Raw genomic sequence first — 23,320 nt, forward strand, 5'->3', positions numbered from 1 at the left:
TGGTGAATTGGATTGCTAAGAAAGTATGAGAATACAAATGTAAAAAGTTGCAGGAATATCCCAAGCCATGATTGAGTAAATCTGAAGTACATCAATTTTTTCTTCGATCAATTTTGTCCAAATCGTCAGCGTTCGCCAAAATATTAGTGCTTTCGTCATGTTGACTGAAAATTCTGATGTTTTATAATGATGAAAAGGAGGCGAGATGATTGGGTAAAGGGAGAATTAGAGTGGAAGAACGTATTAAGGTCGAAACGGATGCTGAAATGTTTAAAGCGACTCTCCTTGATCAGGCTCAGAAGAAAAAGTAGTTTGCTGCCCGTCGATATGTCTCTAGCCAAAATTTCATAATTGAACATCATGCCTCGGGACTGATCCCGAGGCTTTTTATTTAGAGGTCAGACATTTATGTGAGGACATAAACGAAGGTTATATTATAAACTAGAGAGGATTGTTTTAAAGGAGAGAGACAAACATGATTACACAAAAATGGATGGATACATATTTTACAGTAGATGTTGCGATCCAAATCGGTATTAGCCTTTGTATTTTATTGCTTTTTTTATTGCTTCGGAAAGTATTTACGAAGTACTTATTTCATCTTCTCTTTAGGCTGACCAATCGGTCTAAAACGGAGGTCATTAACCAAATTGTTGTGGCATTCGAAAAGCCAGCCAGACTGTTTTTTGTCGCACTTGGGTTATATTTTGCGTTAAGACAGGCACCATACTTTGAGCATCATATGGATGTCATCGTCAAATTATATAGATCCTCCATTATATTGATGCTGACATGGGGGCTTTGTAATCTAACAGCAGCTTCTTCTTTCTTATTTCAAAAAGTAAATTCGAAATTTGAATTAGAAATGGATGATATTTTAGCGCCGTTTTTATCAAAGGTGCTTCGTTTCATTATTATTGCACTAAGTATTAGTGTCATTGCACAGGAATTTAATTATGATGTAAATGGACTTGTGGCAGGTCTTGGTCTAGGGGGTCTAGCCTTTGCGCTTGCTGCACAGGATACGGTGGCGAACTTTTTTGGAGGGGTCGTCATCATTACAGAGAAGCCTTTTACAATGGGCGACTTTGTGGAGACACCAAGTGTTCTTGGGACTGTCGAGGACATTACATTTCGAAGTACAAAATTTAGAACACCTGCTGAAGCTGTCGTGACAGTTCCGAATTCTACACTTTCAAAGGAACCAATCACGAACTGGACGAGAATGAATAAACGCCAAATTACGTTTTCCGTACGTGTATCCTACAATACACCAAAGGAAAATCTGGACCATTGTATCAAACGTCTCAAACAAATGCTTTATGAGCATGATGGGGTGCACAAGGAGACAATCATGGTGAATCTCGATGTACTGGCAGACAGTTATTTGAATTTATTTTTTAACTTTTACACAAACACGACGGCATGGGCTGAAAACCTGAATATCAAACAGGACATTAACTACCGTATTATGGATATCTTCCATGAAGAAGGTGTAGAATTTGCCTTCCCTGGACAGACCATTTACATGAAACAAAAAGGTGAAAAACAGCCGAGTGAATAAAGGAGGAAGGATGCGTGGATCAAACAAAGGTGGCAGTGCTAAGAGAGAAATTAACGCAGGCTTCACATATAATGGTGCTTTCAGGTGCGGGGATGAGCACGGAATCAGGTATTCCCGATTTTAGATCAACGGGCGGCTTATGGACTGAAGACACCGCTCGCATGGAAGCGATGAGCCGCTCCTACTTTTTATCAAACCCTTATCAATTCTGGCCGAAATTCAAGGAATTGTTTCAGATGAAAATGAGCGGGGAGTACGAGCCGAATAGCGGGCATACCTTCTTAGCAAGCCTTGAAAAACAAGGAAAACTTGTAGAGATTTTTACCCAAAATATTGATGGCCTGCATAAAAAAGCAGGAAGCCAGCATGTATATGAACTTCACGGCTCCATTCAAACAGCTACTTGTCCATCATGCCAAGCGACATATGAATTGCCTTATTTATTACAAGAAGAAGTGCCTGTATGTCTAAAGGTTTCCTCAGACGGACGGACATGTGGGCAAGTGCTGAAAACAGATGTTGTCCTTTTTGGAGACAGGGTTAAACATTTTGATCAAGTAGAGAAATCACTTCAGGAAGCGGACCTTCTGCTCGTCATGGGAACCTCCCTAGAAGTAGCGCCAGCAAGGTATATTCCTGAAGATGCGGCTCAAAATCCTTCCATCTTCAAGGTGATGATGAATTTGAGTGAAACAGAATACGATCCACTGTTTGATCTTGTCTTTCATGAGCGAATTGGTGATCTCGTGAAAGCTTTATAAATCATCAAAAAACCCGCATCCAATAGGTGCGGGTTTTTCTTTATTGCTGCAGCGGCTCCATTGTTTCATCTAGGACTTCAAATGTATAGCCCTTTGCTTTTAGCTGTGTGAGCAAACTGTTTAAGTATTTTGCTGTCGCTGGCTGATCGTGCATTAAGATGATCTTTGGTTCCTTTGGATGTTTTGTCTCTAGCACTTGCAGCTGATTCAATACTTCTGGTACATATTTTGAGCTTTTATATTTCCAGTCAAGACTGTCAATTGTCCAATCCCAGTAGATAAAGCCTTTTTGTTTTAAACGTGCTTTTTGCTGATCGGTTAAATTTGGGGCGCTGCCATAAGGTGTTCTCACAAGGTGTGTATACTCTCCTGTGACAGAAGCCAAAATGCGCTGATCTTCCTTCATCTCATTGACGGGAGAATCACTTTTTTGATAAAAGCGTTTCACATCGTGTGTGATCCCATGAAGCCCTAACTGATGACCTTCTTGATGAAGTCTTTTCACAGCGGCCGGATGTTCCTTAATCTGCGGCCCAAGCATGAAGAATGTAGCCTTTACTTGATGCGCCTTGAGCACATCTAAAAGCTGGTTTGATGTCGCTGACGGACCATCATCAAAGGTTAAAAAGATCGTTTGATCCGTTACGTGTTTGTTTGGGTTGATCTTAAAATGTGCATCTAATGTTTTCGTAGAATCATCTTTTGCTTTCAGACTTGTGCTTGTGTCTCGGAATTGACTGCTCGCAGACATTTTAGCCGGCTGGTCTGCTGCCTGCATATTGGTTTTAGATATATCCCAAATAAAAAAGAGGATCAGTGACAGAATCACTAAACCAATCGCCTTTGAGAGCAGCATCGTGTTTGAAGGTGTCTGTTTTTTCGTAACCCGTTGCATTTCAATCGCTCCAATAAATCAAAAATTTGTGTCGAATCATGTAGTAGATTCTGTCTTTTTTCATTGTTTTTTGTCGTGTTCATATGGAGTAAGTATACAGGAAAAAAGAGCCTATGAATATAGAAGATGCTAAAAAATTGGAATCTTTTTGGTTATGAGTCTATGTTTGTTACAATAAAAAGTTGACCATTTACCATGATGTGAAATAATTCTGAATAATCATTGAAACGTACCTATTTATCCGCTAAGATAGCATCAGATTCAACCATTAATGCGAAGCGAAGGGGAGATTCCGTATGAAAGTATTGTATAATGACGATTTCATTGAAAAAAAGGATGCACATGTGGATATTGAAGACAGAGGCTATCAATTTGGTGACGGCGTCTATGAGGTCATCCGTGTATACAATGGGAATTTGTTTACATTAAAAGAGCATACAGAGCGTCTGTTCAAGAGTGCAAAAGAAATCGGCATTCATCTTCAAGGTGCAGTATCAGATATGGAAGAAAAGTTAAAACAGCTCGTCACCCATAACCAATTAACAGATGGCGGTGTGTATATTCAAGTCACGCGGGGCGTCGCACCTCGTAAACATCAATATGGCAATTCTCTCACTCCTCAAATCACAGCATATACGTTCCAGGTGAAAAAGCCTGTTCATGAGCAGACAGCTGGTGCAAAGGCTATATTATCTGAGGACCTTCGCTGGTTAAGATGTGATATTAAAAGCTTAAATCTTTTATATAATGTCATGGAAAAACAGAAAGCATCTGAAGCTGGTGCGTTTGAAGCCATTCTGATTAGAGACGGTTTTGTGACAGAGGGTACTTCCTCGAATGTATATGCCATCATTGATGGCGTGATTCGCACACATCCCGCAAACAATTTTATTCTAAACGGTATTACCCGTAGAAAGCTTCTTGAAGTATGTGATGAAGAGGGATGCAGCGTTGAAGAAACGCGTATAAGTAAAGAAGAGCTGCTGCGCGCGCAGGAAATCTTCATCAGCTCGACGACGGCTGAAGTCATTCCGATTGTTGAAATTGATGGTCAGCCAGTAGGGGAAGGCGTTCCAGGAGAGTTAACAAAGCGTGTACAGGAAGGCTTCCAGCAAAAAATTAAACAGGAAAGTGAAGCATCGATTTCTTCATAAATAAAAAGAGGCTGTAAACAAATGTTTACAGCCTTCTGTGATTCTTTTATTTTACAATAAGCACAGGTATATCTGATTTTGATGATAACTTTTCACTTACACTGCCAAAGAGCATTTTTTTCAATCTGCTTTGGTCACGTGCTCCCATGACGATGAGGTCTGCTGATATGTCTTCAGCATATTCGATAATCGCTTCCGCTGGTTCCCCCTCAACAATTTCAATCGCAGCTTCAAACTGCTCCTCATTTAAAAGCATTCTTGCTTCTGCAACGACCTCTTCTGTATGATCTTCAAAAATCAAGGGACTTTGTTGTTCATCATGAGGTACATACACAGGGGGTGTTTGAAGGTCTGCCATGCCGCCGCCGATATAAGCTCCGCCAGTCATTGGGCGCGGTGCATCAAACACCTGTCTGCTTGATTTGCCATCATGTGCATAGGCAACGGTCAGCTTGGCATTCAAGGTTTTGGCTAAAGCGATTGCCTTTTTTAATGCTTTCTTACTGTCTTCATGTCCATCAAACGCAACGACCATCCGATCAGCTTGAAACAATGTCCTCATTCCTTTCAAAAGGAGTCTTTACACTCATGGTATACCCGTTATCTGAAAAAGATACACATGAAGGCGGTGAACTTTTTGTTAGAAAATTTCATTTATTGAAAAATATTTATTGACAAAATGGTGACAGCCACTATAAGATAAAAAAAGATTCAAGAGCCAAAAGGAGGAAATGTCATGTGCAACATCATTGGAAGAATGAAATCAAACTGCATGAATGGGTTGATTCACGTGACAATTACACCTTCATTGGTCATTGAAAAGGGACTCGTATGTTCCAATTGATCGGATGAATCAAGGCGTATGTTGCGTATTTGTCAACATGCGCCTTTTTACATGACGAAAAGAGGCGTACCAGATTGCTGGTTGCCTCTTTTTTTGTTGTATTCATTTCGCATTTCGAAATAAAGGGATGGAGATCAACAAGTAAATGAAGAGGAGTGAAAGCATGTGAACATGCCAAAAACAAGACAAATGACAAAAACCAAAAAAACAATTCAAGGTGACAGCCAAGAAAATCTAGAAAGCGGCTAGCTTTAAAAGGAGAGACAAACATGTTTTCAGTATTTACGAAATTAGACTGGTTCTTCAAACAAGAGTGGAGGCGTTATACGATCGCCATTACGCTCCTGCTCATTGTGAATGTGCTTGAAATGCTGCCGCCAAGATATCTTGGGCAGGCAGTGGATGACATTCGTTCTGGTCAATTTACAACATCTAGTATGATGTTTTATGTAGCCATTTTTTTCTTGCTAGGTGTCGTCGTCTATACACTGACATATTTTTGGATGTATCAGTTATTTGGCGGCGCAAATGTCATGGAGCGTGTAATGCGCGGGAAACTCATGCGTCACTTACTTAAGATGACACCTACCTTTTATGAAAAGAAAAAAACAGGTAACTTAATGGCATTAGGTACAAACGATTTGAATGCTGTAGCTTTAACGACAGGTTTTGGCGTTCTGACATTGGTGGATTCCACTGCTTATATGCTGATGATCTTTTTTACGATGGGTCTGACGATTAGCTGGAAATTAACTTTAATGGCGATTATCCCTATGCCGCTGATGGCGCTTTTGATTGCGTATTATGGCAGCAAGATTCATGATCGCTTTACAGTTGCTCAAGATGCATTTGGTGATATGAACGACCGCGTGCTTGAATCAGTCGCAGGCGTCCGGGTCATCCGGTCTTTTGTACAGGAGAAACAAGACGTCGAACGCTTTCGTCAAATGACTGATGATGTATTTCAAAAAAATATGAGAGTGGCGGTCATTGATTCATTGTTTGAGCCGACAGTGAAATTACTTGTCGGTGTCAGCTACTTAATAGGAATTGGCTACGGAGCCTATCTTGTATTCCAAAGTGATTTAACCATTGGTGAGCTTGTCGCTTTTAACGTCTATCTTGGGATGATGATCTGGCCAATGTTTGCGATCGGCGAGTTGATTAATATTATGCAAAGAGGAAATGCGTCGTTAGACCGGTTGAATCATACACTCAGCTACAAGCCGGATGTCACAGACGCTTCTCAGCCAAAAACGTTACAAGAGCCTGGCGATATTCAGTTTGACCGCGTGACATTTAGGTATCCAACTTCCCCTAAAGATAATTTAATTGATGTGTCCTTTACGATTCGAAAGGGGCAGACGATCGGAATTACAGGCAAAACAGGAAGCGGTAAAACGACTATCGTAAAACAGCTTCTGCGCCAGTATCCAACAGGTGATGGTCAAATCCTGCTATCAGGAGTCCCAATCCAAGAGATCGAATTGGATCAGCTATTTCAATGGATCGGATACGTACCGCAGGATCATATTCTTTTTTCTAAAAGTGTAGAAGAGAATATGCGTTTTGGTCATCGAGACGCAAAACAAAATGAATTAGCACAAGCGATCAAAGATGCTTATTTTGAAAAAGATTTACGTCTTTTGCCTGAGGGTCTCGAAACCATGGTCGGAGAAAAAGGTGTGGCGCTGTCAGGTGGACAAAAGCAGCGAATTTCCATTGCACGCGCTTTATTAATAGATCCCGACATTTTAATACTGGATGACTCGCTTTCTGCGGTAGATGCAAAAACAGAAACCGCTATTTTAGAAAATTTAAGGCAAAATCGTCATGGAAAAACGACGTTTATTACGACTCATCGTCTATCAGCTGTTGAGCATGCAGATCTCATACTTGTCATGGAAGAAGGACGCATCGTCCAAAAGGGAACTCACGAAGAGCTTATTCAGCAAGATGGATGGTACAAAGAACAATTTCTGCGTCAGCAGCTGACAAACCAGCTGGAAGGAGGGGATGAGGCATGACAACAGGAAGAAGACTCCTTGCCTACGCACTCCTTTATAAGAAAGTACTGTCTGTTGCCTTGATCTTTCTCATCATTGCAGTAGGTGCTGAACTGACAGGACCATTTATTGGGAAGAAAATGATTGATGATCATATTTTAGGCGTAGAAAAGCCTTATGTCGAGGTCAATGAAAAAACAGACAAAACCGTTTATTACCAGGGAAATAACTATATACGAAGCGATCGATTAGACAGTGATATGGAATCCGGAAAACAAATCAATGTGGTGCAGGTCGGATTCGGTTACTATTTTGTGAATGAGCCGATTCGTTTTGATGGAAACCGAAAGATATCGGGAGATCAGCTTACCATTGAAAATGGAAACGAGCGCGAGACCTATCAAGTACAGCGTTTATCGAAAGAGGAAATTTTCTCTTTTTATGAGCCGGAAATCAGTGGTTTGGTGCAGCTTGTTCTATTTTATCTAGGGCTTCTCGTTATTGCGATTTTCTTTCAATATGCGCAGCATTATCTGTTACAGCGAATAGCCAACCGAATTATTCAAAAAATGAGGGTTGATGTATTTGAGCATATTCAAACACTGCCTATCCGGTATTTTGATAATTTACCTGCTGGAAAGGTCGTAGCGAGGATCACCAATGACACAGAAACCATTCGTGATTTATATGTGACAGTCCTCGCCAATTTCGTGACGAGTGCGATTTACATGATTGGGATTTATATTGCCATGTTTTTATTAAATGTGAAGCTGGCACTCATTTGTTTAGTGGCGGTACCGATTATTTTCCTATGGTCAATGACTTACAGAAAGTTTGCATCGGTGTACAACCACCGCATTCGTTCGATCATTAGTGACATCAATGCCAAGCTAAATGAAGCCATTCAAGGGATGACCATTATTCAAGCGTTTCGTCATGAAAAAGTGACGAAAGAGGAATTTGATGAGCTGAACAACAATCACTTTCGATATCAGCGAAAGATGCTCCATTTAAATTCACTTCTTTCGCATAACTTAGTTAACCTGCTTCGGAATTTAGCCTATGTGGCACTCATTTGGTATTTTGGCGGTGCGTCCTTAAGTGCGACGGGGATTGTGTCGATTGGTGTGCTCTATGCGTTTGTCGATTATTTAAATCGATTATTTCAGCCGATTACAGGCATTGTGAACCAATTCTCGAGATTGGAATTAGCACTGGTTTCCTCGGAAAGGGTTTTCCGATTATTGGATGAGCCAGGAACAACAGTGGAAGAACCCGTTCAGAAGGAAATGGAAGGACACGTTCAGTTCCAAGATGTCACCTTTGCTTATAATGAAGGGAAAAATGTATTAAAGAACATTACGTTCGAGGCCAAAAAAGGCCAGACGGTTGCACTTGTGGGGCATACTGGTTCTGGGAAAAGCTCGATCATGAACTTACTGCTGCGTTTTTATGACATTCAGCAAGGAGACATTCTCATTGATGGAGAAAGCATTTATCGCCAGTCCCGGCAAACGTTGCGGAAACAAATGGGCATTGTCCTTCAAGACCCGTATTTATTTTCCGGAACGATTGCATCCAATGTCAGCTTAGGAAATGAAGACATTAAAAGAGAAACGATTGAAGCATCATTAAAACAAGTAGGCGCAGTAGAGTTATTGAAGCATCTGCCAGAAGGATTTGATGAACCGGTCGTTGAAAAGGGAACTACTCTTTCCTCAGGGGAACGTCAGTTAATTTCATTTGCTCGTGCACTAGCGTACGATCCAGCGATCTTAATTTTAGATGAAGCCACCGCAAACATTGATACAGAAACAGAAGCGATCATTCAGCGAGCGCTTGATGTCGTCAAAGAAGGACGAACAACTTTTGTCATTGCTCACCGATTATCCACCATTAAGAAAGCCGATATGATTTTGGTTTTAGAAAAAGGGGAGATTGTCGAGCGGGGTAGTCATGATCAACTCATGCAGCAAGAAGGGCTATATGCGCAAATGTACGAACTGCAAAAAGGTGCTGTGGCAAACAGCTGATGAATTACAAAAAGAGCCTATTCATTATGAATGAGGCTCTTTTTATTTGCATAAAAAAGTCGAGAAATCGTTTTAGACCTCGATCTTTACTCGTTATGCGACATTAGTAAGCAATGCCGACGCGTTGATGTACAAATTCCTTCGAATTTAACTGCTGATATAAAAAGTGTGCGGTATCTTCAACTGAAATTTTCTTTCCATCTATAGGGAGAAAATCTTTCTCATAGCGATATGACCGTGTCACTTCTCCGTCTGGTAAATAGGTTGGACAAATAATGGTCCAATCTAAATCAGTCGATTGAAGGAGTTCAAACGCTTTGGCATGCTCCTTAGCTGCTCGGGAAGTGGTCCGCCTTGATTCATTTGTTTCAAAACGGTAAAGTTCCGGCTGCTGCCTTGCCTTTAAAATACCTGCTGTACCTATTGTAATAATTCTTGATGTATTTGATTGCTTCATGGCTTGTACGATATGTTCCATTGAAACAGATAATGTATCATCACCATCTGTCGATAGACAGCTCACAACAATATCTGCTCCTTTGATCGTCTCAAGCACATCTTCTCGATTTCTTGAATTGCCGGTGACTTGAAACATACCCGCAAGCATTTCTTCTCGGTTTGTCCGAATCAATGAACGAACTATGTAACGATCATCTACTTGAACGAAACGAAGAAATGCTTGTCCTACACGTCCATGAGCACCGAAAAGAGCTATTTTCATCTGTTCGATCCCTCCACTACATACTATAAGTGAAAAGAACCCAAAATGGTACAACTTTTATGTGATGCTTTTTTTATAAAGATGAAAGGACCGAATACTATGAGCATATTCACATAATAGAGAGATACCTACGAATTGTAGAAGTTCAAAGTTCATACCGGAAATAATGTCCATGAAGATCCGCTCCTTTCTACTCCATGATATGAGCTGGAAAGGAGATTGGTGAGGGGGAATAACAAAAAAAGAAGACACCTTAAGAGGTGCCTTCTATGATCCAGATATGAAATTAAGCTTTTGTTCCACCCATGTGTTGTTGAGCGTAAGACACAAGACGTTTTGTGATTTCTCCACCAACTGAACCGTTAGCACGAGCTGTAGTTTCTGCTCCAAGGTTAACGCCAAATTCAGAAGCGATTTCGTATTTCATTTGATCGATTGCTTGCTCTGCTCCAGGAACTAGTAATTGATTTGAACTATTAGAATTAGCCATGATGTGAATCTCCTTTTTGTATATGATTTTTTATGGTTGGGTTTGCTGGAATCGCACCAGCGAAATGATCAAGTCATTTGCCACTTGGCGAAACCCAATGCAGTAACTTCTTTGTACTAAGTATTATGGTGATTTCCGAAAAAAACATACGAGAAAAGTACATGGTAAATGTTGTTCAACATGCAAAAAAGCCATCACTCAATCATGAGTGATGGCACTGCATATATCTCTTTATTCAGCGGAACGAATGCGGAGCTCCGTATCCGAATCAAAGAAGTGGGCTTTGTTCATATCGATGGCAAGAGGTATAGATTGTCCGGCCTGAACATCGGTACGAGAATCAACACGTGCAATAAAAGACTGACCATCGAGAGAAGAGTAAAGCATCGTTTCTGCTCCCATTAATTCAGCAACTTCTACGTTGGCATCGATCTTTGTGCCCTCAGATGCTTCAATAAACACGGGTTCATCATGAAAATCTTCTGGTCTGATCCCGAGGATGATATCTTTTCCGATATAACCTTGGCTGCGTAATACCTTCATCTTTCCTTCTGGTACACGTATATGCGTTTTTCCAACTGCAATGGCACCGTCAGAGAGCTTTCCTGTAAAAAAATTCATCGCAGGAGAGCCAATGAATCCACCTACAAATACATTCTCTGGATTTTCATATACATCCTTCGGCGCTCCAACCTGCTGAATAAAGCCATCTTTCATTACAACAAGACGAGTAGCCATTGTCATAGCTTCAGTCTGGTCATGTGTGACATAGATAAATGTCGTTTGCAGACGCTGATGAAGCTTAGATATTTCAGCACGCATTTGAACGCGGAGTTTTGCATCTAAATTAGAAAGCGGCTCATCCAAAAGAAAGACCTTTGCATCACGCACAATTGCTCTCCCAAGTGCAACACGCTGTCTTTGACCTCCAGACAGTGCTTTTGGTTTCCTGTCTAAATATTGCTCAAGGCCTAATATTTTAGCGGCATTTCGAACCCGCTCATCAATTTCTGCTTTCGGGAACTTCCGTAGCTTTAATCCAAAAGCCATATTATCGTATACATTCATGTGAGGGTATAATGCATAGTTTTGGAAAACCATTGCGATATCCCGGTCTTTTGGTGCTACATCATTCATCCGTTTTCCGTCTAAAAGAAAATCCCCTTGTGAAATCTCTTCAAGTCCTGCAATCATGCGAAGGGTTGTTGATTTTCCGCACCCAGATGGACCAACAAATACAACAAATTCTTTATCTTCTATATGTAGATTAAAGTTGTCTACTGCTGTTACCTTGTTATCATACACTTTATAAATTTGATTGAGCATCATTTCAGCCATAGATGATAACCTCCCCATTTACTTATTGAAAGCGCTTTACTTGTAAATAAAGTGTATAAAATGGGGAAGCGTCTGTAAATGGACAACGTGCACAACATCTCATTTTCATTTTTGGGCAGGGTGCTCATGTCACTGAATGTGATGAAAGGTCGAGAAGATTCATCATAAAATAGACGGCAGATGCTTCTGGAAAATGTCGTATATCAATTCCTGTTCGCTCAATAAATTTATCAATTCGATATTGAAGGCTGTTTCTGTGAACATATAAAGCTTTTGCTGCCTTAGATGCATTTAAGTTACATTGCATATAAGTCATGAGGGTACGGTAAACGTCCCGATCAAGGACCGCCTCTTTAAAAGCATCTGAAATAGCATGAGAGAGGGCGGATTCATCATAACGTAAGAGTGAGGGTAGACATTGATAAATTGTGCAAATCCCTGACCTAGGCTTAGCTCGCTGCATATGGCCCAAGACAAGCTGCTGTTCTTTTAACAATTTCTTCTGTAAATGTTCATTTGGCAAATGGAGCTGTCCTTGTAAAAAGACTGAGTCTGTTAAAAAGTCACTTGTAATGGCTAGAGACAAATCATATAGCAGCTCTAATTGACTATTTTCTGATGTAGCGTTTGTTTGAATCAGCATCGCTGTATGAGCGCCTGTCCAAATGAAATGAGTTTGTTCGAGGCTGTGGACCACAGCCTCTTTTATTTGCTGCCTTTGTTCTGCTTGATGTGACATTTTAAAATAATATACACGGACGGGGTGCTGAACAGTTAGTGGTTTGTTATCAAAAAGATAGCTGTACCATTTTTGTTCATCCTCAGTCTGCTTTGTGTGAGAAAGATCAATTGGTGTAAGGAAAGTATTGAGAAGAAGTGTTTCTCTAGCTGTAAGCTTTGATTTGTCTACTCCAAATAATTCGCCTTCGTCTGTTTGATACCAAAGAATTTGATGATCATCTGTAGGGGAGCTGATGATATGCTCTCCGTAAACAAGCTTTAATTTTTCTAACATGGCGAAGCTCCTTAAACAGTTTAATCATAGACATGGAATAGCATTAATTCGTGGATTTCTTCTTTTAATGTTGGTTCGACTTCATGGGGCGGAAGCTGAGAGCCCCATTCAATATCACCTGTTTTGTGGTAGATGCCTTCGTAGTGCGCACCATTGTGAAAAAAGGATATTTTCCAGCCTGGCAATTGTGCTTTTTTAAAGAGAGGTTTCCATTGAAAATGAGAAATCATATCATCATTGCCTCCTTGCTTTTATTGATGAAACAATAAATAAACACGACAATACGGAAACAACCTTGAACTTGATTTTATTGTATCTCATCTGATGAAAAGAGCATAGGAAAAGCATAGATTTCATAGCACCCTCACTTTAAAACGAAAAACAGTCAGTAGACGTTTGTATGGTCTGTAGTTGTTGAGGTCGTTTGTGAAAGGTAAGATGCGTAATCCATGATTCTTTTGCCGATCAGCCTTTCTGAGTTTCGCAATGAGACATGCTGGAAAACCTCGCGGCCAGGGCGAGAATTGGCTTCAAACATCCAGATAGCTCCTGTCTGATCAATACCTAAATCAAAACCGATTTCACCAATATGACCGGACATTTTTTCATCAATTACCTGACTAAGCGTGATGGCCGTATAAGAAAGCTGCTCTAAGATTTTGAAACGCTTCTTCTTTTCTGGAAAAACATCATAAAGTGTTCTCACGGAGCCACCATGTGAATGGTGAGTCGTGACGGTGTGATTGCCAGAAATTTTTGCTGCTGCTGCTGTGACTGTCCAATGACCGTACTTATTTTTATTGGTATGGACTCTAAAATCCATTGGTTGATTGTCTATTTGAAGAAGTGCAATGCCTTGTTGAGCCATAAAGTCTTGAACTGCGTGATCTTTCCGGAGATTGGTCACGAAATCCTCTAATGAGTCATATGGAACAGCTCTTCCTTGATTTGAGCATACAATGATTCCATGAGCCTTCTTGTTTAATTGATAAATATCGTCGCCGTGACTGCCGTTTGACGGTTTTAAGTAAATGACCTGATGTAGATGGAGGAGTGTTTCTATTTTATTTAGAGCGTCCACCGGGTCCAATTGTATGGAATGTGGAAGAAAAGGACATGTTTTTTCATCTGTTAACAGTTGTTCATGAATATCCCATTTGTTAAAAAAATGAGGGTTGAACCAAGGAATATCATAGTCTTGAGTGAGTTTGCGTTTTGTTTCTTGAATGAATGCTGACTGAGCAGCCTTTCTACTTGGAAGACGGTCGTAAATGACTGAAGGCAGGGGCATCTGTTTTTTAACCCATGTTTGCTGTTGGTACAACAATCCTTCTACCATTCCTTTATCCCAATCAATAGAATGAGTACCAAAAAGATAGGCAAAACCGGCATGTTGTTTGAAAGAGCGCAGCAGTTTGATAAAAAAGTCTGATCTCGTTCCGAGTGGCTGCGTGCTTTGCTCAAAACCTGCGGTGAAAATACCAAGCAGTGGCCCTAAAAACAGGGTATGATCAATGGCGATCACATCAGCTTTTGATTGATAAGGAATTCGTAAATCTCTATATAGATCTTCTGATAATAAAATTTTCTTCGGATGTTGATGATAGGAAACGGTGAATTCATCTATTAAACGGGAACCTAAAGCAAGAGAATAGATCGCCTCCTGCTGTTTAAAACGGACGGGAAGATGAATTGTTTTTTCACTTGTGGGATGAGGAGCGATGATGCAGCGATTTTTGTTCATAAGATACCTCCTTCGGTTGAGACTTCATTGATTGGGCATGTGCAAGAATGGTACGAATCAAATAATTTTCCTTGTCAGGATAAGCTTTTAAAAAAGCGGATCGCCCTGGTTTTGATCTTATATTTGATATGAAAAGCCTGCCTTCACTTGTATGGAGTAAGTCTACAGCGAATTCAAAGCAATGGGAAAGGGTTTTATCTATATATGCTGGCAGAGATGCTTGAATGGATGCAATATCATCTAAAAGAAGTTCTTTGATGTGCGGCTGCAAGGTGTTTAGATAGTGATGAAAGCCTATCATGGCTGCTGATTTTTGTGTAATGCTTAAATGACTATTTTCTGTAGGTGATTTTGTGTGAATTCCTATGCGATTCCACTGGTTTTGTGAATCTTTCATCAGGAAAATCCTTATTTCATTGAATAAAAAGTCTTTTTCATCACTCGTTTGAAAAAATTGAAGGAAATATCGGCCTACATATTTTTTACACCAGCGCTCTATATCTGATGGACGCGAAAATGTGATGACTTGCTCGGGACTTAGCTGAACAGTGAAAGTGTTGTCTTTTAAGAAAATGAAGTAAGTAGATGCTGCATGGTGTTGAGAGAGCGGCTGCATTTTACAATAACCGTCTTTACTTAACATGCTGAGAAGGTCTGATGTCTTTTTTAATAATGAGCAGACAGGTAAATATGGCTGTAAAGCAGGGAGAAGGCGGAGCTGCTCGAATAGCATCATTTTATTTGAAATACCTGTATTCAAAAAATCTGTTTTCGGATACTTTTTCAGCCAATCCATGATTGGTTTTGCTTTTTTAGATTGTGCGTCATGCTTGTAAAGGCATCGATCGTAAATCAAGTCAGGAATCTCAAATTCTGCTGCGACGAATCCATGACCATTCGTATATGTTTGACCTTGTATCAAATTTGAAGCCGGCTTTAAATCAAGTGGTGTAAAACGGACAACCTTTAAACCATAAGCAGGGGCAGCTTTGGCTAGCCCACGTGTGAATGCCTCTTCATACTTCGGTGAAAGGGTCACAATACCTAATGTTGATGTCATTAAAAAACACCTTCTTTTCAACTTCTTTTTTTACCAGCAGAAAAACACTTTTTTATGATTTTACATAAAGATTGCGCTCCTTTATCATTACGACAGATCGATTGATCATATGTCTAGCAGCATGCTTCATTTGCTTGGGAACTTGACAACAACTATAATACGTATAGGTTAAAACAATAAACATCGGGTGTTATTTGAAAGGTTGATGACGACTTTGAATATATTCACAACGTTTATCTTTATGATTGTGATAGGCGCAGTCATTGGAGCAGCAACAAACCATCTTGCGATTAAAATGCTTTTTCGCCCTTATAAGCCGTATTACTTATTCGGGAAACAGCTTCCTTTTACACCAGGGCTCATTCCGAAAAGAAGAGACGAAGTAGCCAAGCAGGTTGGTGTCATGGTGATGGAGCATTTGCTCACGCCAGAAGGTATTCAAAAGCGATTTGAATCATCGGAGGCAAAGCAAGAAATCTTACATACAGTCCATCGATATATTGACAAAGGCGCTGAAATGGAGATAACAGTGCTATCTTTGCTTGAAAGCTTCGGCGTATCACAGGCTGACGTCAAAGCAGATGAATGGATCCATGAGTGGTCTGATCATAAGCTCAATTCACTACTTGAAAATTATAATGAGCAAACTTTATCTGAATTGCTTCCGCTAGATGTGGAAAACAAAATATCTTCAAAAATTCCAGATGCAGCAGATTATATTTTAAAGAGAGGGATTCATTATTTTGAAAGTGAGGAAGGAAAATCAAGACTCGGTAATATGATTGATGATTTCTTAAAAGAAAGAGGAATGCTCGGCAGTATGGTCCAAATGTTTCTAGGAAATTCAAGCTTAATTGATCGGGTACATCCTGAAATCATCAAATTTTTAAGAAACGCAGAGACAAAAAGGTTTTTATCAGATTTGCTTGTTCAAGAATGGGACAAGGTGAAGCAGTTCTCTCTACATGAGCTTGATGAAAGATGGAATGTGAAGGAACTTATGTTTAGCGTGAAAAACCAATTGCTTTCTCAGTTCTCAACAAAGCTGATATTAGACAAACCAGTTGGTGCATATGTCAGTGCTGTAGCGGATGATCTTAAAACACACGTTGCACCAGTACTGATTCAAAAGGGGATCAGTGCGGCATCAAATGTTTTAGAGGATCTGCTTGCAAAGCTGCAATTTGAAGACATCATTCGTGAACAAATTGAACTTTTCCCGCTAGAAAAAATGGAAGAGCTTGTCGTCAGTATTTCCAATAAGGAGCTCAAGATGATTACATTCTTAGGCGGTCTTTTAGGCGGATTGATCGGTGCAATCCAAGCAATCTTTGTCACGCTATTTTAAGACAGACTAGAGAAATTTTGATGAATTCATTGTATATATGTGAAACGAAAGCCATAGTTTGTTATAGTGGAGTGGTGTCCGCCGATCATATCGGTGATAACGGATAGAAAGGAGACATAACATGTCTGTAAATGTTTATGATGTTGCATATGACCTTGAAAAAGCACTGCGTCATAGCGAAGAATATTCAACTTTAAAAAATCTTTATGATGAGGTAAACGCGGATGAATCCTCTAAAAGAATGTTCGATAACTTCCGTGACATTCAAGTAAACCTTCAACAAAAACAAATGACTGGTCAAGAGATCACACAAGAAGAAGTGGAGCAAGCTCAAAAAACAGTGGCACTTGTTCAACAGCACGATAAAATCTCGCAGTTGATGGAAGCAGAACAACGTGTGAGTGTTCTCATCGGAGAATTAAATAAAGTGATCATGAAGCCTCTTGAAGAGCTTTATGGGAATCCAGAAGAAAATTAATGAAAAGGGCGATGATATTCGCCCTTTTTTTATTTCACATGTTCCCTGCCCAACTTTTCAAAAAAAGGTTGTCGAAGCTCATAAATTTTGCGATAATACTTATATTGAAAGTGCTTTCAAATGAGCGCTCTCATGGGACAATTGGGTGCGTTTCACTTGGGATTTATGGCGATTAGCCAAACGAGAGAGAAGCGCTTCTGGGAGAAACACAAAGCATAAGGGGATCTGATATAAGCAATGCTTTGGTGTGTGAATGATAAGGGGATCATGGGGAGCTTCATCACCTCATTGTGACGCATCCAAACCATACATAAAAAAAAGCCTAGGGGTAGGCTTTTTTTATTTGCAAAAGATTCATAACACACAGGGCTCTTTCAACTGCATGTTCTAAAGCACCAAGCTAGGGCATATCCTCATCGTAAGTACAGTCATCAAGAAGGGGGATGCCTCAGTGTCAAAAAAACTACTTGCACTCAATATAGATAGAACGTTACTTCGTTCCAATGGAAAAATCCATTCCGCTACAAAAGAAGCTGTGGAATACGTGAAGAAAAAAGGGGTTTACGTGACGCTTGTCACCAACCGGCATTTTCGTTCCGCACAAAAAATTGCCAAGGCGTTGAAGATTCCAACGTCAACCCTTGTAACGCATAGTGGTGCATTTATCGCGAATAAACTCGATGAGCCGCTTCATGTGAAGAAACTAACGGAAGAAAAAACATTTAATCTTGTACAAATTCTTGAAAGCTTTGATTGTAATGTTCGCTTGCTGCATGAAAAATTCTCGATTGGCAACCGGAAAAAAACGCAGTCACAGCTGATGGGAAAGACGTTGATTCATCCATCTGATCCAATTTTCTATCCCGTGCAATTTGTTGAATCGCTAAGTGATATGCTGATGGATGAACCGGTCAGTACACCAGTGATTGAAGTATATTCAACGGCAGAGCTGCAGCCTGAAATTCACCGAACCATTCAACAAGCTTTTCCATCTGTCGATCTTATTCGGATCAGTGATGAGAAAATGAATATTGTATGCAAAGGCGTATCGAAAGAAGTGGGGCTTTCTCTTTTGACCTCAGCATTAGATTTGACTTTAGAAGATACGGTGGTCATTGGGCAGGGAACAGATGACATCGCAATGCTTGAATTGGCTGGTTTAGGCGTTGCGATGGGAAATGCACCTCATTCTGTTAAGCGTAAAGCCGATTGGGTGACACGTTCGCACGATGAACAGGGAGTCGCTTATATGATCAAAGAATACTTTAGAATGCAGCAAAGAGAAGGATTCTTACATCAATTCGATATTAAACGATAATATAGGCGAAGGCCCTGTCAATCAAGAAATGGCAGGGCCTTCAACTGTTCCAGTCATTGCTTTTCCTACATAGATTTTGTAAAATGAAACAAGTTTGAAGATAAAGGTGATACGATGCGAATTTTAATTAAAGGGCTGTCAGATGAACGATTTCATCGCCCGCTTGTCAATATAGCCAATTTATTTGAAGAAGATAGTGAAGTGCTGTTTGATCCAGATGAATTGCATGATGGACTAGTCATGGAGTTTAGCTGGAAAGAAGAAAATGGCATAGTGGAGGCATCTGGTCACATCGCTGGATTAGACATCACTAGTCGTTTTTCGCGAGACGTCCCAGAGGGCTTGAATGACAAGGAGCGCTGGAAGCAAATCAAAAACACAGTGCTGTCTGTTTATTTACATCTGCTTCAGGAGCACACAGGAATGACGCAAAAGTGGGGTATTCTCACAGGGATACGTCCTACAAAATTACTTCATAAGATGCTGAGAGAAGGTATGACAAAGGAAGATGCGCATGCCGCGTTAAAGCGTGATTATTTGATTCATGATGAAAAAATCAATTTGATGCAGGAGATTGTTGATCGTCAGCTTCAAGCGATTCCTGACCTGTATGACCTTCAGCAGGAAGTAAGTATTTATATTGGTATTCCTTTCTGCCCAACAAAATGCGCTTATTGCACGTTTCCTGCTTATGCGATTAAAGGACAAGCTGGAAGAGTGGGAACGTTTTTGTTTGGTCTGCATTATGAGATGCAAAAAATTGGTACTTGGCTAAAAGAACATGGGATCAAAGTGACGACTGTTTATTTTGGCGGAGGTACGCCGACGAGTATCACTGCAGAAGAAATGGATTTGCTGTATGAAGAAATGTATCGCTCGTTCCCTGATGTGAAACATATACGGGAAGTGACTGTCGAAGCAGGACGTCCTGATACGATTTCGCCTGATAAGCTAGAGGTGCTAAACCGATATCATATTGACCGGATTAGTATCAATCCACAATCGTATGAGAATGAAACACTGAAAGCCATTGGCCGGCACCATAGTGTAGAAGAAACGATTGAAAAGTATCACTTATCAAGACAGTATGGCATGAATAATATTAATATGGACTTAATTATTGGTTTGCCGGGAGAAGGGCTAAAGGAATTCCAGCATTCCTTGCAACAGACTGAAGAACTTAAGCCTGAATCTTTAACTGTGCATACGCTCTCCTTTAAAAGAGCGTCTGAGATGACGCGCAATAAGGACAAATATCAAGTAGCTGACCGAGAAGAGATCACACGTATGATGGATGAAGCGGTCGCTTGGACGAAAGCACATGACTATCATCCTTATTATTTATATAGACAAAAAAACATCTTAGGAAACCTTGAAAATGTCGGGTATTCATTAGATGGACAGGAAAGTTTGTATAATATCATTATTATGGAAGAAGTGCAGACAATCATTGGGATTGGATGCGGTGCTGCTAGTAAGTTTATTGATCCACGTTCAGGAAAAATTACGCAATATGCCAATCCAAAAGATCCAAAATCATATAATGACCGTTATGAACACTATACTGAAGAGAAAATTCAGTTTCTTGAGTCATTATTTGTTCCTCATGTTTAAACACTGCGGTGACGCAGTGTTTTTTTCATTTGTAAAAGGGTATATAAGTGATAAAAAGTTAAAGCAGGTGTACATATGATTGATGTGATCGGAATTGGGATTGGGCCTGCCAATTTAGGTTTGGCGGCTTTGTTAGCGGAGTATGAAGATGTTTCATGCTGTTTTTTTGAACAGGAGACTGAATTTGCCTGGCATCCTGGTATGCTGATCAAAGGAACGGATTTACAAGTCTCCTTTTTAGCTGATCTTGTGACGATGGCGAATCCAAGGAGCAGATATACATTTTTAAATTATTTACATGAATCAAATAGACTTCACCGGTTCTATACATTTGAACAGTTTGACATTCCGCGAAGAGAATTCAATGAGTATTTGTCATGGGTCGCAGGTGAATTAGATAGCTGTCAATTTGGCATGAAGGTAGAGGAAGTGACGGACTGCCAAGGTGGTTATCTTGTGAAAGTCCGGCGATTGAAGGATGGATCGCTTTCTGAGTATCAGGCAAAGCATGTCGTGCTCGGAACAGGGAGCAAACCGATGATTCCTGTCGATGTGCCTGCTGCTGCACTGCCATATGTGACCCATAGCAGCCGGTATTTAGAACAACAGAAAGAACTTCATGAAGCTGAGGCGGTGACGGTCATTGGCTCTGGGCAGAGTGCAGCCGAAATCTTCTTAGACCTGCTTCAGCATCAGAAGAAAGGGCAACAGCTATCTTGGTTTACGCGATCTAGTGAATTTAGAGAGCTGGAGACGGCTGAGCTTGGTCAGGAGCTGTTTACACCAAAGTACGTTGAATATTTCCATTCGCTTCCTTATGAAGAACGAATGAACACATTACCTAGGCTGACTGGATTAAGAAATGGGATAGATGCATCGACACTCTCACGCATTTATCAGGAATTGTATCATCGGTCTGTTTCAGGCGAAGAGCCATCTGTGATTATTCAGCCAATGACCGAGCTTGAAGCCATACAGGTGGAGGAGAATCAGTCCCTGAAGCTACACCTAAAGCAGTGGCAGTTAAAGAAAAAAAAGAATATAACAGTAGATCGTGCCGTATTGGCTACAGGGTATACACCGAATATCCCGGCATGGTTTAGTGCGTATGAACCTTTAATTGAATGGGAAAGTGAAGAGCATTTTAAAGTGACAGAAGACTTCAGGCTTGTGTTCAAAGACAAGCGTCCGCATCATTTCTTTACATTCACGCACCTAGATCACTCTCATGGAACAGCGGCGACCAATTTAAAACTATCCACCTACCGCAACCAGAAAGTGATTCAAACCATTCGCGGGGTCAAAGAAGCGCCAGTTAAGCAAGAAACAGCCTTTCAGCAATTTGAATAAGAGATAAAAAGGGCCCCAAGCATAGGGCCCTTTTTCATTAGATTCGTTTCTTTTTTCACTTTTGGCTTTTCTGTTTGCCATTTGAACACTTTGTTCAGAATTTGATAAATTCGCTTAGATTCCTTCGTCACTAGTGGACCTAATATCGCAAGAATTAAGACGTACAATGCAGCAAATGGCTTTAAGGTAGCGGCAAGTCCGCCCGCAATACTCCCAGGAAGATCATTTTCTTTCATATTCATTTTATCCCTCCAAATATGTAGGTTGTGATTTTCATATCGTAATACGGATGAAATAAAATGAATCATTATGGATCATTTGATTGACACATAATGGGGATCGCACACTTTATTTTCAAAAAACGTAGATCAATCGATAACGCAGCTGATGGAGCAGGCTTTAGAGGGAAAACCTTTGAATCAGCCAGTGATAATCTGTCCTTTAATAGAATAGAAGAGGCATATTTTTTGAAAATAGAGGTGTTTTCACAGCGTGTATTTCTTCATCGGAGATGGATGGAGAAATAAGACTAGGTGTGCTCGTTTCTGCTTGTGTAGCAAAAACGACATTTGAAAAAGGAGAAAACATGACGATGAAACTAACCAATATGAATAGGGAACGCCTTATCAGCCATCCTCCCCCTTTCATCATCAATTTCTTTCCTCATTTACTATATAAAAATATATTTTTTGTTTCAACAATTATGCTTATTTTGGTATCAACTGATCTTGAAATTTTTTACGCAGAGGAAAAGGGATTATTCGGGTTGAAATGGAAGTAAGTTGTGTGTTTAAAAGAAAAGGGGGATGCATGATGACATATATCAATTGTCAGCTAGACGGGGATATTTTTGAAATCGTTTTCAACAGACCAGATGCTTACAATTCATTTCATGTGGACATGTTTGCTGAATTCAAAGAGGCATGTGATGCGGCGGAGGAAAGTAGTGCAAAAGTCGTTGTGATCAAGGGTGTGGGAAAAGGATTTTCAGCAGGCGGAGATATTGGCATGATGCTGAAGCAGGAAAATGAAGAAGATTTCCATCGTGTGATGGATCTGATCGAGGGGATTACGCTTTCTCTTGCCGGTATGAAAAAAGTGACGATTGCTCTTGTCCACGGGTCAGCGGCAGGCCTTGCTTTTAGCTTTGCTTTAAGCTGTGACTACTTGTTTATGCATCAAGATGCAAAGCTCGCAATGAATTTTAATGGAGTAGGCTTAATACCAGATGGCGGAGGACACTTTTCCCTTACAAAAAGAGTCAGTGAACAAACCGCGAAACAATTGATTTGGAGCGGACAAAAGCTTCCTGCTGAAGAAGCGCTAAAGCTGGGCCTTGCAGACGGCGTGTTTCAAGAGGAAGTCGATGCGTATCAAAAGGTATGTGTGAAGCCGTTTATGAACATGCCGCTTCAAGCATTTATCGAGACAAAGCTAATCTATTTCCAGCAGTCAGAATCACAGCTATTAGCCGTTCTTCAAAAGGAGAGGGCAGCACAGGCAAGGCTGAGGCAAAGCCATGATCATAAGGAAGGCATTCAGGCCTTTTTAGAAAAAAGACGACCTGTGTTCCAGAATGTATAAACG

General features: G+C 40.4%; 21 protein-coding genes and 1 pseudogene. 12 read left to right on the top strand and 10 right to left on the bottom strand.

The window, feature by feature from the left end; genetic code table 11:
• Positions 1-209: 209 nt before the first annotated feature.
• From CKW02_RS04910 to CKW02_RS04920, 3 genes are all read left to right on the top strand, one after another.
• Positions 210-311: a YhdX family protein gene (locus CKW02_RS04910; RefSeq protein ID WP_008359843.1), complete on the top strand. Its 102-nt coding sequence runs from the start codon at positions 210-212 to the stop codon at positions 309-311.
• Positions 312-475: 164 nt separating this feature from the next.
• Positions 476-1,564 (top strand): mechanosensitive ion channel family protein, encoded by a 1,089-nt coding sequence (locus tag CKW02_RS04915; RefSeq protein ID WP_003211899.1) that lies wholly within the window; start codon positions 476-478, stop codon positions 1,562-1,564.
• Between the two features lie 29 nt (positions 1,565-1,593).
• Complete coding sequence (locus tag CKW02_RS04920; protein WP_034620062.1) at positions 1,594-2,325, top strand: NAD-dependent protein deacylase; 732 nt, start codon at positions 1,594-1,596, stop codon at positions 2,323-2,325.
• 40 nt (positions 2,326-2,365) lie between these two features.
• Here CKW02_RS04920 and CKW02_RS04925 read toward each other — a convergent pair whose 3' ends face one another.
• Positions 2,366-3,220 carry a polysaccharide deacetylase family protein gene (locus CKW02_RS04925; protein WP_003211425.1) on the bottom strand — a complete coding sequence of 285 codons (855 nt, stop codon included), beginning with the start codon at positions 3,218-3,220 and terminating at the stop codon, positions 2,366-2,368.
• Between the two features lie 296 nt (positions 3,221-3,516).
• On the opposite strand from CKW02_RS04925, the gene dat reads away from it, so the two are divergent.
• Positions 3,517-4,374 (top strand): D-amino-acid transaminase, encoded by an 858-nt coding sequence (gene dat, locus CKW02_RS04930; protein WP_003211699.1) that lies wholly within the window; start codon positions 3,517-3,519, stop codon positions 4,372-4,374.
• Positions 4,375-4,420: 46 nt separating this feature from the next.
• Here dat and CKW02_RS04935 read toward each other — a convergent pair whose 3' ends face one another.
• A complete protein-coding gene (locus tag CKW02_RS04935; RefSeq protein ID WP_003210990.1) occupies positions 4,421-4,927 on the bottom strand; it encodes a universal stress protein in 507 nt (168 codons plus the stop codon).
• 560 nt (positions 4,928-5,487) lie between these two features.
• Between CKW02_RS04935 and CKW02_RS04940 the strand changes: the two genes are divergently transcribed.
• Both CKW02_RS04940 and CKW02_RS04945 read left to right on the top strand, forming a co-directional pair.
• The gene (locus tag CKW02_RS04940) at positions 5,488-7,245 is read left to right on the top strand and encodes a multidrug ABC transporter ATP-binding protein BmrC (RefSeq protein WP_003212352.1); all 1,758 of its coding nucleotides are present in this window, start codon (positions 5,488-5,490) and stop codon (positions 7,243-7,245) included.
• Positions 7,242-9,257 (top strand): ABC transporter ATP-binding protein, encoded by a 2,016-nt coding sequence (locus tag CKW02_RS04945; protein ID WP_003210773.1) that lies wholly within the window; start codon positions 7,242-7,244, stop codon positions 9,255-9,257. The genes CKW02_RS04940 and CKW02_RS04945 overlap by 4 nt, the downstream gene beginning before the upstream one ends.
• Before the next feature lie 103 nt (positions 9,258-9,360).
• Here CKW02_RS04945 and CKW02_RS04950 read toward each other — a convergent pair whose 3' ends face one another.
• The 7 genes from CKW02_RS04950 to CKW02_RS04980 form a co-directional block, all read right to left on the bottom strand.
• Positions 9,361-9,978: an NAD(P)-dependent oxidoreductase gene (locus tag CKW02_RS04950; protein ID WP_003212493.1), complete on the bottom strand. Its 618-nt coding sequence runs from the start codon at positions 9,976-9,978 to the stop codon at positions 9,361-9,363.
• Between the two features lie 286 nt (positions 9,979-10,264).
• Complete coding sequence (locus CKW02_RS04955) at positions 10,265-10,468, bottom strand: alpha/beta-type small acid-soluble spore protein (protein ID WP_003210761.1); 204 nt, start codon at positions 10,466-10,468, stop codon at positions 10,265-10,267.
• A gap of 231 nt (positions 10,469-10,699) precedes the next feature.
• A complete protein-coding gene (locus CKW02_RS04960) occupies positions 10,700-11,806 on the bottom strand; it encodes an ABC transporter ATP-binding protein (protein ID WP_003212351.1) in 1,107 nt (368 codons plus the stop codon).
• Between the two features lie 124 nt (positions 11,807-11,930).
• Complete coding sequence (locus CKW02_RS04965; protein WP_003212106.1) at positions 11,931-12,821, bottom strand: helix-turn-helix domain-containing protein; 891 nt, start codon at positions 12,819-12,821, stop codon at positions 11,931-11,933.
• Between the two features lie 20 nt (positions 12,822-12,841).
• Positions 12,842-13,051: a YheE family protein gene (locus CKW02_RS04970; RefSeq protein ID WP_003211787.1), complete on the bottom strand. Its 210-nt coding sequence runs from the start codon at positions 13,049-13,051 to the stop codon at positions 12,842-12,844.
• Positions 13,052-13,206: 155 nt separating this feature from the next.
• Positions 13,207-14,565, bottom strand: a complete 1,359-nt coding sequence (locus tag CKW02_RS04975; protein WP_003211669.1) for a YheC/YheD family endospore coat-associated protein — start codon at positions 14,563-14,565, stop codon at positions 13,207-13,209.
• On the bottom strand, positions 14,522-15,625 hold the full coding sequence (locus tag CKW02_RS04980; protein WP_003211484.1) for a YheC/YheD family protein: 1,104 nt from the start codon (positions 15,623-15,625) through the stop codon (positions 14,522-14,524). Before CKW02_RS04980 ends, CKW02_RS04975 begins: the two co-directional genes overlap by 44 nt.
• 214 nt (positions 15,626-15,839) lie before the next feature.
• Here CKW02_RS04980 and CKW02_RS04985 point away from each other — a divergent pair, with 214 nt between their 5' ends.
• From CKW02_RS04985 to CKW02_RS05005, 5 genes are all read left to right on the top strand, one after another.
• Positions 15,840-16,973 (top strand): DUF445 domain-containing protein, encoded by a 1,134-nt coding sequence (locus CKW02_RS04985; RefSeq protein WP_034620021.1) that lies wholly within the window; start codon positions 15,840-15,842, stop codon positions 16,971-16,973.
• Between the two features lie 121 nt (positions 16,974-17,094).
• Entirely contained in the window at positions 17,095-17,451 is a 357-nt protein-coding gene (locus tag CKW02_RS04990) for a YlbF/YmcA family competence regulator (RefSeq protein ID WP_003211109.1), read from the top strand.
• 451 nt (positions 17,452-17,902) lie between these two features.
• The gene (locus tag CKW02_RS04995; RefSeq protein WP_003212373.1) at positions 17,903-18,769 is read left to right on the top strand and encodes a Cof-type HAD-IIB family hydrolase; all 867 of its coding nucleotides are present in this window, start codon (positions 17,903-17,905) and stop codon (positions 18,767-18,769) included.
• A 114-nt stretch (positions 18,770-18,883) separates the two neighbouring features.
• Positions 18,884-20,383 (top strand): coproporphyrinogen III oxidase, encoded by a 1,500-nt coding sequence (locus tag CKW02_RS05000; RefSeq protein WP_003212230.1) that lies wholly within the window; start codon positions 18,884-18,886, stop codon positions 20,381-20,383.
• A gap of 75 nt (positions 20,384-20,458) precedes the next feature.
• Positions 20,459-21,733: a lysine N(6)-hydroxylase/L-ornithine N(5)-oxygenase family protein gene (locus tag CKW02_RS05005; RefSeq protein WP_003212405.1), complete on the top strand. Its 1,275-nt coding sequence runs from the start codon at positions 20,459-20,461 to the stop codon at positions 21,731-21,733.
• On the opposite strand, the pseudogene CKW02_RS05010 reads toward CKW02_RS05005, so the two are convergent.
• Positions 21,718-21,942, bottom strand: a pseudogene (locus CKW02_RS05010) (hypothetical protein); the annotation flags it as partial. The gene CKW02_RS05005 and the pseudogene CKW02_RS05010 overlap by 16 nt on opposite strands.
• Positions 21,943-22,543: 601 nt before the next feature.
• Between CKW02_RS05010 and CKW02_RS05025 the strand changes: the two are divergent.
• Positions 22,544-23,317, top strand: a complete 774-nt coding sequence (locus CKW02_RS05025; protein WP_003211240.1) for an enoyl-CoA hydratase — start codon at positions 22,544-22,546, stop codon at positions 23,315-23,317.
• Positions 23,318-23,320: the final 3 nt, after the last annotated feature.

The organism is Bacillus pumilus, assembly GCF_900186955.1.
Lineage (GTDB): Bacteria > Bacillota > Bacilli > Bacillales > Bacillaceae > Bacillus > Bacillus pumilus.